Origin of the sequence: Agrobacterium sp. 719_389 (assembly GCF_900188475.1) — a bacterium.
GTDB classification, from domain to species: domain Bacteria; phylum Pseudomonadota; class Alphaproteobacteria; order Rhizobiales; family Rhizobiaceae; genus Agrobacterium; species Agrobacterium radiobacter.
Genome location: NZ_FYEM01000003.1, coordinates 152,335 through 167,329 on the forward strand (window position 1 = coordinate 152,335; position 14,995 = coordinate 167,329).

Annotated in this window: 15 protein-coding genes and 1 tRNA gene; 4 read left to right on the top strand and 12 right to left on the bottom strand. The window is 57.4% G+C overall.

What is annotated here, in order from left to right; all coding sequences use genetic code 11:
- The first annotated feature begins 83 nt into the window (after positions 1 to 83).
- A complete protein-coding gene (locus CFB10_RS07610; RefSeq protein ID WP_026363818.1) occupies positions 84 to 443 on the top strand; it encodes a hypothetical protein in 360 nt (119 codons plus the stop codon).
- 210 nt (positions 444 to 653) lie between these two features.
- Positions 654 to 1,958, top strand: a complete 1,305-nt coding sequence (pncB, locus tag CFB10_RS07615) for a nicotinate phosphoribosyltransferase (RefSeq protein ID WP_003507389.1) — start codon at positions 654 to 656, stop codon at positions 1,956 to 1,958.
- A 108-nt stretch (positions 1,959 to 2,066) separates the two neighbouring features.
- Here pncB and CFB10_RS07620 read toward each other — a convergent pair whose 3' ends face one another.
- On the bottom strand, positions 2,067 to 3,461 hold the full coding sequence (locus CFB10_RS07620; RefSeq protein ID WP_020011172.1) for a leucyl aminopeptidase: 1,395 nt from the start codon (positions 3,459 to 3,461) through the stop codon (positions 2,067 to 2,069).
- 256 nt (positions 3,462 to 3,717) lie between these two features.
- Here CFB10_RS07620 and CFB10_RS07625 point away from each other — a divergent pair, with 256 nt between their 5' ends.
- Complete coding sequence (locus tag CFB10_RS07625) at positions 3,718 to 4,428, top strand: tetratricopeptide repeat protein (RefSeq protein WP_020011171.1); 711 nt, start codon at positions 3,718 to 3,720, stop codon at positions 4,426 to 4,428.
- Positions 4,429 to 4,509: 81 nt separating this feature from the next.
- On the opposite strand, the gene CFB10_RS07630 is transcribed toward CFB10_RS07625, so the two are convergent.
- From CFB10_RS07630 to CFB10_RS07670, 9 genes are all read right to left on the bottom strand, one after another.
- A complete protein-coding gene (locus CFB10_RS07630) occupies positions 4,510 to 5,496 on the bottom strand; it encodes a type II secretion system F family protein (RefSeq protein ID WP_020011170.1) in 987 nt (328 codons plus the stop codon).
- A 9-nt stretch (positions 5,497 to 5,505) separates the two neighbouring features.
- The gene (locus CFB10_RS07635) at positions 5,506 to 6,510 is read right to left on the bottom strand and encodes a type II secretion system F family protein (protein ID WP_020011169.1); all 1,005 of its coding nucleotides are present in this window, start codon (positions 6,508 to 6,510) and stop codon (positions 5,506 to 5,508) included.
- Positions 6,511 to 6,525: 15 nt separating this feature from the next.
- Positions 6,526 to 7,998 carry a CpaF family protein gene (locus tag CFB10_RS07640; RefSeq protein WP_020011168.1) on the bottom strand — a complete coding sequence of 491 codons (1,473 nt, stop codon included), beginning with the start codon at positions 7,996 to 7,998 and terminating at the stop codon, positions 6,526 to 6,528.
- Between the two features lie 33 nt (positions 7,999 to 8,031).
- Positions 8,032 to 9,315 carry a CpaE family protein gene (locus CFB10_RS07645; protein ID WP_020011167.1) on the bottom strand — a complete coding sequence of 428 codons (1,284 nt, stop codon included), beginning with the start codon at positions 9,313 to 9,315 and terminating at the stop codon, positions 8,032 to 8,034.
- Between the two features lie 34 nt (positions 9,316 to 9,349).
- The gene (locus CFB10_RS07650; RefSeq protein WP_020011166.1) at positions 9,350 to 10,042 is read right to left on the bottom strand and encodes a CpaD family pilus assembly protein; all 693 of its coding nucleotides are present in this window, start codon (positions 10,040 to 10,042) and stop codon (positions 9,350 to 9,352) included.
- A 56-nt stretch (positions 10,043 to 10,098) separates the two neighbouring features.
- The gene (locus tag CFB10_RS07655) at positions 10,099 to 11,682 is read right to left on the bottom strand and encodes a type II and III secretion system protein family protein (protein ID WP_020011165.1); all 1,584 of its coding nucleotides are present in this window, start codon (positions 11,680 to 11,682) and stop codon (positions 10,099 to 10,101) included.
- On the bottom strand, positions 11,679 to 12,485 hold the full coding sequence (gene cpaB / locus CFB10_RS07660) for a Flp pilus assembly protein CpaB (protein WP_020011164.1): 807 nt from the start codon (positions 12,483 to 12,485) through the stop codon (positions 11,679 to 11,681). Before cpaB ends, CFB10_RS07655 begins: the two co-directional genes overlap by 4 nt.
- A gap of 117 nt (positions 12,486 to 12,602) precedes the next feature.
- Positions 12,603 to 13,115, bottom strand: coding sequence for a prepilin peptidase (locus tag CFB10_RS07665; RefSeq protein ID WP_020011163.1), 513 nt, complete (start codon positions 13,113 to 13,115; stop codon positions 12,603 to 12,605).
- 74 nt (positions 13,116 to 13,189) lie between these two features.
- The gene (locus CFB10_RS07670; protein ID WP_020011162.1) at positions 13,190 to 13,372 is read right to left on the bottom strand and encodes a Flp family type IVb pilin; all 183 of its coding nucleotides are present in this window, start codon (positions 13,370 to 13,372) and stop codon (positions 13,190 to 13,192) included.
- A gap of 413 nt (positions 13,373 to 13,785) precedes the next feature.
- Here CFB10_RS07670 and CFB10_RS07680 point away from each other — a divergent pair, with 413 nt between their 5' ends.
- Entirely contained in the window at positions 13,786 to 14,196 is a 411-nt protein-coding gene (locus CFB10_RS07680) for a pilus assembly protein N-terminal domain-containing protein (RefSeq protein WP_051091645.1), read from the top strand.
- 188 nt (positions 14,197 to 14,384) lie between these two features.
- Here CFB10_RS07680 and CFB10_RS07685 read toward each other — a convergent pair.
- Both CFB10_RS07685 and CFB10_RS07690 read right to left on the bottom strand, forming a co-directional pair.
- Positions 14,385 to 14,471: transfer RNA gene (locus CFB10_RS07685), tRNA-Leu, on the bottom strand.
- A 119-nt stretch (positions 14,472 to 14,590) separates the two neighbouring features.
- Positions 14,591 to 14,896 (bottom strand): SelT/SelW/SelH family protein, encoded by a 306-nt coding sequence (locus tag CFB10_RS07690; RefSeq protein ID WP_020011160.1) that lies wholly within the window; start codon positions 14,894 to 14,896, stop codon positions 14,591 to 14,593.
- Positions 14,897 to 14,995: the final 99 nt, after the last annotated feature.

Genomic DNA, 14,995 nt, shown 5'->3' on the forward strand with positions numbered 1-14,995 from the left:
CACGAAATTGTGCCTGCCACGCCCTTTGTGTGGAGGTCGCCGACAGCCTACATCGGTTGAATGATGGTACGGGACCGGCATCGATGAAGACAAGAATGGCGACACGATTGGCAACGATCTTTACAGCGGCTTTGCTGAGCGCGTCGGCGCAGGCGCAGACTGTTTTCCAGAACGGTTTTGCTCCCGCGCCGGATGCCTATGCAAACCTGCCCGGCGTCAAGGATCCGCGCACGCTGCAGCCAAAGGTCCGCTACAGCTGCCATAGCGCATTGGGTGTGACCGGATATTCCCGAGGTCCCTACCGGGATGTTTTCGGCAGCCGTGGGCTTCCCGTTCAGGGGTATCGCTGTACCGACGAAAACGGAATTTCCAGTTTCGGCGGCAGAAATCCCGTCTCCAAGGACTGGTATCCCGGCATAAACCCCGTCGACCCGACCTTCTGAAGCCGCATGGTTTGAACACCGGACCGAAAACCCCTTTGCGGTCTTCGGAAAATCGATGCGCGGGCGGTCGCGGCGGGCATTTGCCGGGCCAGCGCTCTGGACTTGTTGTCGCTTTTTCAGATAAATCTTTCCGCATGACAGGTTGATACCTGCCGGGGTGCGGAGTGACATCGGCTGTTCTGACCTTGGCCGATATTGGGGAATGCGAGTATGACGAAGACCGATATAGCCACCCGTGTCCATAATCATACCTGGAAACTCGACCCGATCGTCCGCAGCCTGATCGATACGGATTTCTACAAGCTCTTGATGTTGCAGATGATCTGGAAGCTTTATCCGGAAGTCGATGCGACGTTTTCGCTGATCAACCGTACCAAGACGGTGCGGCTGGCGGAAGAGATCGACGAGATGGAACTGCGCGAACAGCTCGATCATGCGCGCACCCTGCGTCTTTCCAAGAAGGAAAACATCTGGCTTGCGGGTAACACGTTTTACGGTCGCTCGCAGATTTTCGAGCCGGAATTTCTCTCCTGGCTTTCAAGCTATCAATTGCCGGAATACGAGCTTTTCAAGCGCGACGGGCAATATGAGCTGAATTTCCACGGCCGCTGGATGGATACGACGCTCTGGGAAATCCCGGCGCTCGCGATCATCAACGAGCTGCGCTCGCGCAGCGCCATGCGCTCGCTCGGTTATTTCACGCTTGATGTGCTTTATGCCCGTGCAAAGGCCAAGATGTGGGAGAAGGTCGAGCGGCTGCGGGAGCTGCCGGGCCTGCGCATTTCCGATTTCGGCACCCGCCGCCGCCACAGCTTCCTTTGGCAGCGCTGGTGCGTCGAGGCGCTGAAGGAAGGCATCGGGCCTGCCTTTACCGGTACGAGCAATGTTCTGCTCGCCATGGATTCCGATCTCGAAGCCGTGGGTACGAACGCGCATGAACTGCCGATGGTGGTCGCGGCGCTGGCGCAAACGAATGAGGAACTGGCCGCAGCCCCCTATCAGGTCCTGAAGGACTGGAACCGGCTTTATGGCGGCAACCTGCTGATCGTGCTGCCTGACGCCTTCGGAACCGCCGCGTTCCTTCGCAATGCGCCGGAATGGGTGGCAGACTGGACGGGTTTCCGCCCTGACAGCGCGCCGCCGATCGAAGGCGGGGAAAAGATCATCGAGTGGTGGCAGAAGATGGGCCGTGACCCGCGCAAGAAGATGCTGATCTTCTCCGATGGTCTCGATGTCGACGCCATTATCGACACCTACAGGCACTTCGAAGGGCGGGTTCGCATGAGCTTCGGCTGGGGCACCAATCTGACGAATGATTTTGCCGGCTGCGCGCCAAAAACCATCGCCAGCCTCAAGCCGATCTCCATCGTCTGCAAGGTGAGCGACGCCAATGGCCGGCCGGCCGTGAAACTCTCGGACAATCCGCAGAAGGCCACCGGCGACCCGGCCGAAGTGGAACGTTACCTGAAGTTCTTTGGCGAAGAAGACCACAAGGAACAGAAAGTTCTGGTTTAAAGCTTTTCCAGGAAAAGTTGGGCCCGGTTTTCCATCCGGAATGCTCCGAATTGAAAACGGGCGCTCCGGTTGAGGAAGCGCCCGTGGAAGCCCGAACCTATCAGCAGATTACTTAGCGAACTGGTGTGCGATGTAGTGGAAGAGTGCGCGGATACCCTGCGCCTCCCCGCCAATCGATGAGTGATGCCTCTCGCTCAGAGACCAGCCGTAAATATCGAAATGTGCCCAGCGCCTGGTATTGGTGACGAAACGCTTCAGGAACAGGGCGGCGGTGATCGATCCGCCCATGCCGCCTGAAGGCGCGTTGGTGATATCGGCTGCGCGTGAGCGGATATCCTTGTCGTAGCCCATATAAAGCGGCATGCGCCACAGCGGATCGTCCGTATCGATGCTGGCTTCCGCGATATCATGCGCCAGATCCTCGTCATCGGTGTAGAAGGGCGGCAGATCCGGGCCGAGCGCGACGCGTGCGGCACCGGTCAGCGTCGCCATGTCGATCATCAGGTCCGGCGCATCTTCGTCCGCATAGGCCAGCGCATCTGCCAGAACAAGACGGCCTTCGGCGTCGGTATTGTCGATCTGCACGGTGAGCCCTTTACGGCTGCGGTAGATGTCGCCGGGACGGAAGGCATTGGCGGAGATGGAGTTTTCGACAGCGGGCACGAGAACGCGAAGATCGACCGGCAGCTTCGCATCCATGATCATCAGCGCAAGACCGAGGACATTGGCCGCACCTCCCATATCCTTCTTCATCAGCGCCATGGAAGCGGCGGGTTTGATATCGAGGCCGCCTGTATCGAAGCAGACGCCCTTGCCGACGAGGGTGAGGCGAGGATTGCCCTTCTTGCCCCAGTTCATCTCCAGAAGCCGCGGCGCGCTTTCGCTGGCCCGGCCGACGGCATGGATCAGTGGGAAGTTTTCCTTGAGCAGATCGTCGCCGGTGGTGACCTTCACCTTCGCCTTGTAATGGGCGGCAAGTGCACGGAAGGCGATCTCAAGCTCGTCCGGCCCCATGTCGTTGGCCGGGACATTGATGAGGTCACGCGCGAGGAAAACGCCGGCCAGAACACGCTTGATCTCGCCGTCTTCCGCATCCTGCGGAATGAGAAGCTTCGCCCCGCTGGTTTTCGTGGTCTTGTATTTGTCGAAGCGATAGCTGCCGAGGCCGAAGCCGAGAGCGAGGCGATTGGCCGTCAGCGGTGCGGTCTCGATGTGCCACTCGCCTTCCGGCAGCTCACGGGCGAGTTTGCCGGTGATGAAGGGAATTTCGGATGGATTGCCGCCGAGGCCGAGAAGCACGCCGCCCAGTGAACCATCGGCGGAAGGAACGAGCAGAATGGCCCCTGCCTCTGCCTTGAACCCCGCCTTCTTCGCCCAGTCCAGAGCGACAGGATCGATAGCGCCCTGTTCGATATGGGCTGGCGTGACGGCGAAAACCGGCAATGTGCTGCCGGCCTTGGAGCTGAAGGGGGTCGGGCGTTCGATGAACTGATAGGGCGCCATTATATGCTTCCGTAAATGTCGAGAATCGGTGCGATTAACGCTCTGTTAGGGTTAACAGATTATTGCTTAAGCGAAAGTTGCGTCATGTGAGTCTGTCGTGTGTCGGGCGCAAGATTAATCATTCTTGGGCGGGGGCGCTGCCATGACTGCATTTTCTTTGGACGAGACAGGCCGGACAGGGTTGCTGCGGGGTGCATGTTTTGCCGCATTGGTTCTTGCGGTTTCAGGATGCGCTAGCACCAACAAGCCGGACCGCATGTCCACCGGCTCCATTCCCGCCGCCACACGCTCCTATGATCACATGAACATGGAGCAGCTTCGCCAGGCGGAACAGAGCGCCGGCAAAGCCTATGAACGCAGCCCCAAGGATAAATCGGTGGGCATGAATTATGCCAGCGTGCTGATGATGACCGGCAAGAACACACAGGCTCTCGCCGTCATGCAGCAGATCGCCATCGCCAATCCAGCCGACCGTGATGTCCTTGCCGCCTATGGTAAGTCGCAAGCGGCCGCCGGCCAGCTGGAGCAGGCGCTTTCGACCATTCAGAGGGCACAGACGCCGGACAGGCCGGATTGGCGGCTATATTCCGCCGAAGGCGCCGTGCTCGATCAGCTTGGACGCTCGAACGAGGCACGTTCCCGCTACAGGCAGGCGCTTGACCTGAAGCCGAACGATCCAAGCGTGTTGTCCAATCTCGGCATGTCCTATGTCCTGTCGAGCGATCCGCGCACTGCCGAAACATATCTGCAATCGGCCATCGCGCAGCCGGGCGCCGATAGCCGCGTCCGTCAGAACCTCGCGCTCGTGGTCGGTCTTCAGGGCCGCTTTGCCGAAGCCGAGCGCATCGCGGTTCAGGAACTCTCCGCGCAGCAGGCGCAGGCGAATCTCACCTATCTGCGTGCAATGCTTTCCCAGCAGAACTCCTGGCAGCAACTGGCGAAAAAAGACGGTAAACCGGCTGGTTGATATGCTTTCGGATGCACTGGCCGGTGTGAACCGCAGGCATCATGACTTCTGTTGCGACAAGCCTGCTGGCGTATGACCTCGTTAGAACGTATCCATGACGCGAAGGCCGGCTGGCCCGAGAATGACGGCAATGAGTACCGGCAGGAAAAACAGGATCATCGGCACGGTCAGTTTCGGCGGCAGTGCAGCCGCCTTTTTCTCGGCTTCATTCATTCGTTCATCCCGGCCTTCCTGCGCGAGAACACGCAGGGCCTGGGCAAGCGGGGTGCCATACCGCTCCGCCTGAATAAGCGCCTGCACCACGCTTTTGACGCCTTCCAGCTGGGTGCGCATGCCGAAATTCTCAAGCGCCATGCGCCTGTCCTGCAGGAAGGACAGCTCCGCTGTCGTCAGGATCATTTCCTCCGCCAGTTCAGGTGACTGTTCACCCATCTCTTCCGCCACGCGGCGCATGGCTGCTTCCATCGAGACACCGGATTCGATGCAGATCAGCATCAGATCAAGTGCATCCGGCCATGCCCGCTTGATTGAGGCCTGCCGCTTGGTCATGCGGTTCGAAACATAGATATTGGGGGCATAAAAGCCGACATAGCCGAAAAGAAGCACCGCCATCAGCTGAACGACAAAAGCCTGGTCAGCCAGGTTTCCGAGAAGGAAAACCCAGGTGAATGCCACAGCCAGAAAAATGAACGGCAGGACGAACCGCGCAGCAAGAAACGTATTGAGCGCATTCTGAGAGCGGAAACCGGCGGCGCGCAGCTTGTTCATCGTGTTCTTGTCAGCAAGCGCTTCGCGGAGATTGAATTTTTCAACGATCCGCCGTGCGGACTTATTATTATTGCCACGAAGGGAGGTCTTGCCCTCCCGCGTTGCGGTCGCCAGACGCTCGCGCTCGCGGCTACGAATGAGTTCCCGTTCCGACGAGACGGCTTTCATCCGCTTGGCAAGATCTTTCCGCTCCAGGAAAGGCACGATCAGCGTATAGAGGGTCGCGAAGACCGCCAGAGTGACGAGAATGGCGATGATCGTTTGCGGATCCGTCAGGCGGGAGAAGAGATTTCCTGTCATGGCCGCCCCTCAAATATCGAAATTGATCATTTGACGCATGATGAAAATCCCGATGAGCATCCACAATCCGGATGCCCCCAGAATCATGTGTCCGCGGACATCCGTAAAAAGAACCGAGAGATAGTCCGGCGATGTGAGGTGTACCAGCAACATTACGATGAAAGGCAACGCGCCGATGATGACCGCAGACGCTTTGGCCTCCATGGACAGGGCGTTTACTTTCGCGCGCATTTTTCTGCGATCACGCAACACCTTGGAAAGGTTGGACAATGCCTCCGAAAGATTGCCACCTGCCTGGGCCTGGATATTGATGACCGTGCTGAAGAAGCTGACTTCGAAAAGCGGCATGGTCAGCATCATGCGCTCAATGCCCTGCGGGATTCCGATACCCACCTGCTGCGCATCGACAACCCGCTGAAACTCCGTTTTCACCGGTTCCTGACCGTCCGAGGCGATCAGTCGTACCGCGTCGTTCAGCGGCAAGCCCGACTTGATCGAGCGGCACATGACATCAAGCGCATTGGGAAACTCCTCGAGGAATTTTTTCTGCCGGCGCTTGAGGAGAAATGCCAATACCCAGCGTGGCAAACCCAGGGCCGCAACGGCGGCTATGAGGAGAGCGATCAGTAACGACAGGCCATAGATAAGGGCAATGAAAGCGGCACAACCCGCCGCGCCAGCGCTGAGAAGGTGGAATTGCCGGACGGAAATTGCCAGCCCGGCCTGTACGAGCTTATCGCGCAGGCTTACATTCTTTGCTTTTTTCGCCTTTTCGTTTTGTTTCTTTTCCATATCCCGCAGGCTGTCCTGCATGGATTTACGGCGCTTGCTGAGTTCCTGGACCCGGTCGCGTGCGGCTTTGATATTGGTGTGATCTGTCTCTGCGGCCTGCACCCGCTTGAAGCGGCTGGTGGTCTTTTTTTCGACCTCTATCTGCTGGAAAAGAAAGGCATAAGCGAGCGCTCCTGCCGAGATGGCGACAAGTACAGCCAGTAACACTATTGTCGGGTCCATGGCAGTCGCTTTCCGTTAGGATGTCTTTTCCATCTCATCGAGCGCGGCCGCCAGACGTTTTTCTTCGCCGTAATAGCGTGCGCGATCCCAGAAATGCGGCTTGCTGATACCGGTCGATACGTGTCTGCCGATCAGCCTGCCCTGGGCATCCTCGCCTTCGATCTCGTACCGCATCAAATCCTGGGTAACGATGACGTCGCCTTCCATGCCGATCACTTCCGTGATCTGCGTGATCCGGCGTGATCCGTCGCGCAGACGCGCGGCCTGAATGACGACATCGATCGAGCCTGAGATGATTTCGCGCACGGTCTTGGCCGGCAGGGTGAAGCCGCCCATGGCGATCATCGATTCGATACGGCTGAGGCATTCGCGCGGCGTATTGGCATGCAGCGTTCCCATTGAGCCGTCATGACCGGTGTTCATGGCCTGGAGCAGGTCAAAAACTTCCGGCCCGCGCACTTCGCCGACGATGATGCGCTCAGGCCGCATGCGAAGGCAGTTCTTGACGAGATCGCGCATGGTGATCTCGCCTTCCCCTTCGATATTCGGCGGACGCGTTTCGAGCCTCACCACATGCGGTTGCTGCAGCTGCAGTTCGGCAGTGTCTTCGCAGGTGATGACGCGTTCATCCTTGTCGATGAAGCTCGTCAGGCAGTTAAGAAGTGTTGTCTTGCCCGAGCCGGTGCCGCCCGAGATGACGACATTGCAGCGGACGCGACCGATGATCTTCAGCAATGTCGCGCCTTCGGGCGTGATCGCTCCGAAACGCACGAGCTGGTCGAGCGTCAGCTTGTCCCGCTTGAATTTTCGGATTGTCAGCGCCGGGCCATCGATGGCAAGCGGTGGTGCGATGACATTGACGCGCGATCCGTCCGGTAGGCGTGCGTCGCATATCGGGCTCGACTCATCCACGCGTCGGCCGACCTGGCTGACGATGCGCTGGCAGATGGAGAGCAACTGCGCATTGTCTCGAAAGCGGATATCGGACTCGATCGTTTTGCCGCCGACTTCAATGAAGGTCTGGCCGGAGCCGTTGACCATAATATCGGCGATGTCGTCGCGCGCGAGAAGCGGTTCCAGCGGCCCGTAGCCCAGAACGTCATTGCAGATGTCTTCGAGCAGTTCTTCCTGCTCGGCAATCGACATGGCGAAGTTCTTGATCGTGATGATATCATTGACGATATCACGAATTTCCTCGCGCGCGCTTTCCGCGTCGAGCTTGGCGAGCTGTGAGAGATCGATCGTATCGATAAGTGCGGAAAATACCTGGCTCTTGGTATTATAGTAGTCTTCCGTGCGGGCGCGTTTTCGCTGCGCGGGCGGTGGGCTCGCGGTGGCCTGACGCGTGACGGGTGACTGGCCGGGCTCAAGAGTGTCAATTGCAAGAGAACGAGGCTCAGACACCGTCGCCGCCTGCATGGACACAGGTGCAACAGGTTCCGGCTTCGTGCTCCTGGCTGGGCCTTCAGGCCCGCGTTTTCCGAACATCGGCGTTTCCGTCTAAGGGCGCAGGCAGAAGACCTACTTGCGCTTGAGAATATTCTTCAGTTTTTCCAGGCCGCCGCGTCTGCTTTTGCGCAGCACGGAGCGGCCTGTGATGGTGTGGGCGATCTGCGAGAAGGTTTCCGCCGTCTGGGATTTTTCATCCATCTCGCTGATCATGCGTCCGCTATTGGCGGCATTTCCGAACAATTGCGCGTCGAATGGAATGATCGCGATCGGCTCGATTTCCAGCGGCTCGAGGAAATCCGCCGGTGCGATTTCCGGACGTTTGGGCATACCGACCTGATTGAGAACGAGATGCGGTAATTTGTCGTTGGGTCTCAGCTTGATCAGCGCGTCGAAGAGATTCTTCGTATTGCGCAGATTTGCGAGATCGGGAACCGCCGTAATGATCACCTCGTCGGCTTCTGCAAGGACTGCCCGGGTCCAGTCGCACCATTGGTGGGGAAGATCGAGAACCGCAACGGGCGCACTGCGCTGCAAAACCTCGAGGATCGGCAGAAATGCCTGACGATCGAGATCATAGGTCCTGTCGAGAAGCGACGGTGCCGCGAGCAGCGACAGATGATCGGAACATTTGGTCAGCAGACGGTCGAGAAACACCTCGTCCAGTCGCTCCGGCGAAAAGACCGCCTCAGCCATGCCCTGGGCGGGATCCTGATCGAAATCGATATTGGCCGTGCCATAGGCAAGATCCATATCCGCCAGAATGGTTTCCGTGGAGAAGAGGCTCGATATGCCGAAGGCGCAATTATGCGCGATGGTCGATGAACCCACGCCGCCCTTGGCGCCAATGAAAGCGATGTTACGGCCCAGCGGCTCCGCTTCGGGGTCGACGAAGATCGCGGCGATAGAAGCCAAGAGATCGGCCATATTGATCGGCGCGACGAGATATTCGGAAATGCCGTTGCGGATGAGATCGCGATAAAGCGTTATGTCGTTGTGTCGACCGACGATGATGACACGCGTGGAGGGATCGCAGACCTCCGCCAGGGGCGCGAGATCGTCCAGCAGCGAGGCGGTTGAGCTTGCCGTTTCAAGAACGATGAGATTGGGCGTGGGCGACGCGGAAAACATCGTGGCAGCCGCATTGATGTCGCCCTTCGTCACGCGCAAGGTAACCTTGCTCATCCGCCGGTCACTGGACAGTGCGTCCATGACGGCCTGCATATTGTCGCTGACGCAGAAAGCGTGAACGGAAATGCGGGGCAGGGGCCGCAGACGATCCATATCCGAGGCGCGCACCGGCGGTTCGGCTTCTGGACCACCGCTTGGCTTGATATCGTATTCTACAGCGCTCATCGTCTTTCCTGCCGTGACAAATGTTGGATCCGCATCAATCTGCCGTCACCGTGGAGGGCTTGCCGCGATAGGTCTCGATGACGACCGCACGGCGTTCGGCATCGATCGGGCTCATGCCGCGCGGGCCAACCAGATCCATGGGATTGGCGATCTGGGCCGCGAGATTGCTCTGTGAAGCGCAGCCGAAATTGTACCAGTTCTTGTTGGCGAAGGTATTGTCCGAAAGATCTTCGGGCCATTGGCCGCACTGGCCGGTCATGGCGGTGACGGCGACATAGCTCAGGCGGATGGGCGCGGCATCGCCGTTCGGCGAAGCGGCATAGCGCGTCTCCATGATCTTGCCTGGCGCCACGCCCGCGCCGGAAAGCGCCGAGCGGATTTGTTTCGCCATTCGTGACGCCGCCGCCGAATTGGCTGATCCGGACGGAATTTGGATATTGATGACACCCGTCGACATGGACGCATAATTCTGGGCGAAGCCGCGGACATTGTCGGCCGCCGCAGTGGTCAACCGGCTGTCGCCGGCCGAGATGGGAATGTCCAGCGAATGCTCCGCTTCCGACAGAGTGATCGGGTGGCGTGTGCGATAATCGTCGGGAATGGCATTGGTGGTCATCGGATCGCGCGCGCAGCCCTGCAGCAGGCCGGCGGCAAGTGCGACCACGGTGACGAGACCGGCCCTCCTTCCGGACAGGAAGATGGAAAAGGAGGAAGAGGTTTCCTGCATAACGTTTCCTGTCTGGATCGGGCTCGCTGCTGCGAGGGGATTTTGTGCGTGTGTCGTCATTTGTAGATGAACCCCACGGATCCCTGATAGGGAGCCGCCTGAACCTGGTCCTTGCGGCCATAGACCTTGTTGACGCGGTTCATGAAATACATGGCGGCATCGTTTTCCGGATTGAAGTTGTCATCCGGCCGGGCGATCTGGTTGCGGGCAACGGGTCTCACCAGATAGGGCGTTGCGATGATGACCAGTTCCGTTTCATTGCGCAGGAAGTCCTTGCTGCGGAAAAGCGTGCCGAAGATCGGAATTTTCGAGATGCCCGGCAGCCCGGACATGGCCTGCCGGATATTGTCCTGAACAAGGCCCGCAATCACGATCGATCCGCCGGAGGGAAGCTCGACCGTTGTGGAGGTTTCGCGCTTGCGCACCGACATGTAGGTCGAGCCTGGAATGCCACGCCCGTAATTGCCGGTGACGACATTGCCTTCATAGGTGGGTTCGGACACGTTGGTCTCGATCTTGAGACTTATTCTGCCTGGTGAAAGCACCACCGGCTTGAAGTTCAACGTAATGCCATAGTCAACCGTCTCCACCTCGCGTTTGACGACCGTGGTATTCGTGTCCTTGTCGAGCGAAACATCCTGTTGCGCGGCAATGCGGAAGTCTCCCCCGACATAAAACTTTGCCTGCTCCCCGGAAATTGCCGTCAGGCTTGGTTCGGCCAATGTGCGCATGACGCCGGCCTGTTCCATGGCGTTGAGGTAGGAGGCGAATCTGAGGGAGCCTGAACCTATCGCACCACTCGCGATCCTGGACGCACCGTCGATAGCATTGCCAAGGTTGGACGGATTTGCGAATTCGAAACCATTGCCGCTTGTCGTACTGCCGATCGAGCCGTTGAAGCCGAGCTGCTTCAGAACCTGCCTGCTGACTTCGGCAACGGTGACCTTCAGCGTTACCTGATCCTCACCTTCGATCGTCAGCATGTTGACGATTTGCGATACCTGCCGGCGCTCGGCAAAAATTGCTGCATCGCCGCCATTGTCGCCGCCCGTCAGCGATATGTTGCGGGTGGTGGCCTCACCGCCTTTCAGAAAGGCGTCTGCAAGCTGGACGGCGCGTGCCGAGTCCTGCGGTGTGCGCACCGATCCGGTAAGCACGATGTTGTCCGAGACGATTTCCACCTTGATGTCCGATTCGGGAATAAAACGACGGATATTGGCCTCAAGCCCGGAGATGTCGCGCTCCACCTCCAGATCGATGCTGACGATCTCCCTGCCGCCTTCACCGAAAATGAAAATGTTGGTCTGTCCCACCGTTTTACCGAAGAGATAGATACGTCTGGATGTGCGGGTCACGGCGTCGGCAAGGCTCGGATCGGCAACGAGAATGTCGTGGGCATCTTCCGGCAGGTCGATAACCAGCGCCTTGTTCAAGCCGAGGTTCAGGCGCTTGCGAATACCTGCGCCGCTTTGGGTGATCCGAACGATGCTTGCGCTTTGCGCCTGTGCTTCGCTGACGCGCAGCAACTTGGGGGAATACTGGCCGGGAACACCTGAAAAGGCCAGGCAGAATGCGAGCCCACCCGCCATCGATGAACGCAGGCGTTGTTTGAGACGTTTTGTCATGAGCTCCCCGGTCATTGTGATGCTCCTTGACCGCTTTTCACGATCGAGCCGGATTTGATCACCTGAATTTCCGGTTGTCCGGAACCTCCATTGAGAAGATGGCCGGCCGAAAGCGTGTCGTTTTCCTGTGCATCGGCGACCGAGCGCAAGGCGAGCGTGAGACGATCCGCCATCTGTTGCGCCACCGTTATGATCTTGGCCTGTTCAGGGGTCAGTTCCAGTGTAGCGGTTGCGCCGACCACCGCCGAGGTTCCGTCCTTGCCTTCCTTGATCTGCTGATCGATCGCGAGCACACGAACATTGTTCAAAACATTTTCGGTCAGAAAGTTACCGTTATCGCCCTTGCGGACCATGATCACATCGACGCGGTCATTGGGCAGCACGAAACCGCCCGCGCCGGTCGAGACGGAAATCTCTGTCGCGACAGCGCGTTTTCCGGCCGGCAATAGGGAAGACATGATGCGGGTGCTGGAATCGACCACTTTTTCCGGCCGGATCGGTTCACCTTCGAAAAGAGGCAGCCGCACGACCGCGCCTGTGAGTTCGGTGACGGCGTCAGGCCTTTTCGCTTCCGTTATGAAACTGTCGATCACATTGCCCTGTGGCCAGGGTGTCCAGCGCACGGAACTGTCGTTCAGTCGGCTGCCGACGGGCAGATTGACCGAAGAGACCAGAACGTTGACCGTCGGTTCTTTCTGGATGATCGTTTCCGCTTTTTCGATGACCTGCTTGGCGCCGGAAATCTGCATGGCGACAAGACCGGCAAGACCGGCGGCCACCAGGGCAACGGAAAGGATGACAATACGCGACGGTTTCATGCTCGATCCTTGAGGGAATCAGATTCTTCTCCCGTCAGGATGGCGCGCCATTGGTATAATTATGGTTAATATTATGCTTGGATTTGTAGTTAACCGATGCTTAACGCTCAAGATTACTCAAGAAAGGCTCGCAATGGCGGCTTTCACAAGCGGCGTTTCCCCATAGGTTAGAAGACCAGCTATCGCTATTCCGATACCGTAAGGGATTTTTTTTGCCACCAGCAGGGAATCGGGTACCGGAATTCCAGCCGCCATGATCTCTCTTGAGCGTGTTCGCAAAAGAAGGATGCCGACCGTCAAAGCGCCGCCGATAAAGGTGACCGCAAGTAGAAACTCGATGACGGAGATGTTGAAGCCATACCAGATCGCCGCGGCGGTCAGGAGTTTCGCATCCCCCCCGCCCATGACATTGGCGGCGAAGAGCGCAAAACAGGTGGCAAAGACTGCGGCGCCGGCGACGAAACTAAGGGCAAAAGTTTGCCAGTCCATGCCTGAAACTGGCGCGACGATCATAAAGGAAAATAACAGGATGAGCGGTATCCTGTTGGGAATCGTCATGGTGAAGAGGTCGTTCAGCGCGGCGAAGCTGAGGCATAATGGAAGAACAAGGAATATCGCCGCTACTGTCATGATTTTTAGATCTGCCTATGATTACAAATTGTGTTGCGCCGACGGTAGCCAGCGCAACACAATGAAATCCAGTTTCAACCTGGGTTTTTCGCAACGTTCATGTAGCTGCCGAGGTTCTCGAACTGGGTGCTGAGGCTGCTGCCCAGGGTCTTGGCGCCGCCGATGATGGCGACAGAGATGAGGGCAGCGATCAAGCCGTACTCGATAGCGGTCGCGCCGGATTCGTCCTTGAGGAAACGAGCGAAAATCTTGGTCATGGGGTCTCTCCTAACTTGTGTTGGTTCAGCACGCCGACAACTGTTCTCCGTTGTTCGGTTGCGTTCAAACTACAGCCGAGCGATTTCCAAGCGCTTAAAAAAAACGATTAACTCAAAGTAAACGGCAGGATGAGTTTCTTTTGGTAAATAAAAATAAAAAGTATTGATTGTATTTTTATATTTGCTGACAAACAAATATATTCCGCGGCTGACCGTTTCTCGTCTTTGACCAAGTTTCCTTGGGGGTAGGTGCAGGTGTTCAGTTTTGAGGCGGGTCAGAGAGGTATGGAAATATCAATATATTACGCATGGTTACCATCCGCTGCGCAGATTTATGCCATTTAACGCTTCATTCACTAAAACCGCGCATTCTGCGGAGCAACAAAGTGCGGTAGTAAGCAAGGACCAAACGCGTGTCATCCGGAAAACTGGCGAAAATTGTGGTCGGCTTGTCCATCTTTTTATCGGGTTCGCTGCAGCCTGCTTTTGCTGAGGATGACATATTGCGTGTTTCGATGAACCACGCCCGTGTCCTTCGTCTCGACCGCGCCGTGAGCAAGGTTATTGTCGGCAACTCCAAGGTCGCCGATGCCACGGTTGCCGATGCCACCACCATTGTTCTGACGGGTCGCAGTTTCGGCACGACAAATCTCGTGCTTCTGGATGCCGACGGCAATCCAATCGTGGATGAACGCATTCTCGTCTCTATCGACGAGGGCAATACGGTTCGCGTTTTCCGCCAGACGGAGCGCACCGTGCTGTCCTGTACGCCGAATTGCGAACAGCATTCGCAAAACAGCGGCGATAAGGACGCTCAGCCGTAACGCTGCAAGGTCAATCATAATTCTGACAGGACGGCAGGGCTTCCGGTAAAACGGAAGCGGCCTAGCTAGCAGTTTTTTCACAACTGGAAAAAGCGAAAAAAGCAACACGCTTCCCGGTGTTTACCGGTCGGCTATATGTTGCTGTTTTTTCGGCTAAGTTCTTGATCTGGCTAAGATCAAAAATGGAATGGTGCCCAGAAGAGGACTCGAACCTCCACACCCTTGCGAGTACCAGCACCTGAAGCTGGCGCGTCTACCAATTCCGCCATCTGGGCGACGGAGAGCGATGTACGAGGGCAGCCGCCCGGTGTCAACAGACTTTTTGAACTTTTATGACGATCATTGATTTTAAAGGGAAAAAACTTGGTTATGGCTGTTGAAACATGTCGCCGGGTCAGGTGTCGAGCCCTTCATGCTTCGTTCTGTCCACATGACCGAGGTCACGCTCCGGGTCGATGATGTCACGGATTCTCTGTTTGAGTTCTTTTGGGCCGGGAAAACCACCATCGCGTTTGCGTTCCCATATGATCGTGCCGTCCACGCAGATCTCGAACAGACCGCCGGTCGAGGGGATGAGGCTGACTTCGCCGATATCGGAAGCGAAGGTCTGCAGGATTTCCTGCGCCATCCAGCCGGCCCGAAGCAGCCAGTTGCACTGCGTGCAATAGCGGATGGTTATGCGGGGTTTGGTCTTGGTCATCCTCAGGTCTCCTTCATCGCCCGGCGACAATAATGTTCACGATAATGTCAACTATAATACTCATGTTTTTACCGGGCGCATGCTTGTTCTTATCATGCG

Excerpts from the sequence above, each read along its gene's own strand:
- CFB10_RS07625 (WP_020011171.1), top strand. The coding sequence starts at position 3,718 with ATGTCCACCGGCTCCATTCCCGCCGCCACACGCTCCTATGATCACATG.
- CFB10_RS07640 (WP_020011168.1), bottom strand. The coding sequence starts at position 7,998 with ATGTTCGGAAAACGCGGGCCTGAAGGCCCAGCCAGGAGCACGAAGCCG.
- pncB (WP_003507389.1), top strand. The coding sequence starts at position 654 with ATGACGAAGACCGATATAGCCACCCGTGTCCATAATCATACCTGGAAA.
- CFB10_RS07635 (WP_020011169.1), bottom strand. The coding sequence starts at position 6,510 with ATGGACCCGACAATAGTGTTACTGGCTGTACTTGTCGCCATCTCGGCA.
- CFB10_RS07665 (WP_020011163.1), bottom strand. The coding sequence starts at position 13,115 with ATGACAGTAGCGGCGATATTCCTTGTTCTTCCATTATGCCTCAGCTTC.
- CFB10_RS07645 (WP_020011167.1), bottom strand. The coding sequence starts at position 9,315 with ATGAGCGCTGTAGAATACGATATCAAGCCAAGCGGTGGTCCAGAAGCC.
- CFB10_RS07655 (WP_020011165.1), bottom strand. The coding sequence starts at position 11,682 with ATGACCGGGGAGCTCATGACAAAACGTCTCAAACAACGCCTGCGTTCA.
- CFB10_RS07650 (WP_020011166.1), bottom strand. The coding sequence starts at position 10,042 with ATGCAGGAAACCTCTTCCTCCTTTTCCATCTTCCTGTCCGGAAGGAGG.
- CFB10_RS07610 (WP_026363818.1), top strand. The coding sequence starts at position 84 with ATGAAGACAAGAATGGCGACACGATTGGCAACGATCTTTACAGCGGCT.
- CFB10_RS07690 (WP_020011160.1), bottom strand. The coding sequence starts at position 14,896 with ATGACCAAGACCAAACCCCGCATAACCATCCGCTATTGCACGCAGTGC.
- CFB10_RS07670 (WP_020011162.1), bottom strand. The coding sequence starts at position 13,372 with ATGACCAAGATTTTCGCTCGTTTCCTCAAGGACGAATCCGGCGCGACC.
- cpaB (WP_020011164.1), bottom strand. The coding sequence starts at position 12,485 with ATGAAACCGTCGCGTATTGTCATCCTTTCCGTTGCCCTGGTGGCCGCC.
- CFB10_RS07630 (WP_020011170.1), bottom strand. The coding sequence starts at position 5,496 with ATGACAGGAAATCTCTTCTCCCGCCTGACGGATCCGCAAACGATCATC.
- CFB10_RS07620 (WP_020011172.1), bottom strand. The coding sequence starts at position 3,461 with ATGGCGCCCTATCAGTTCATCGAACGCCCGACCCCCTTCAGCTCCAAG.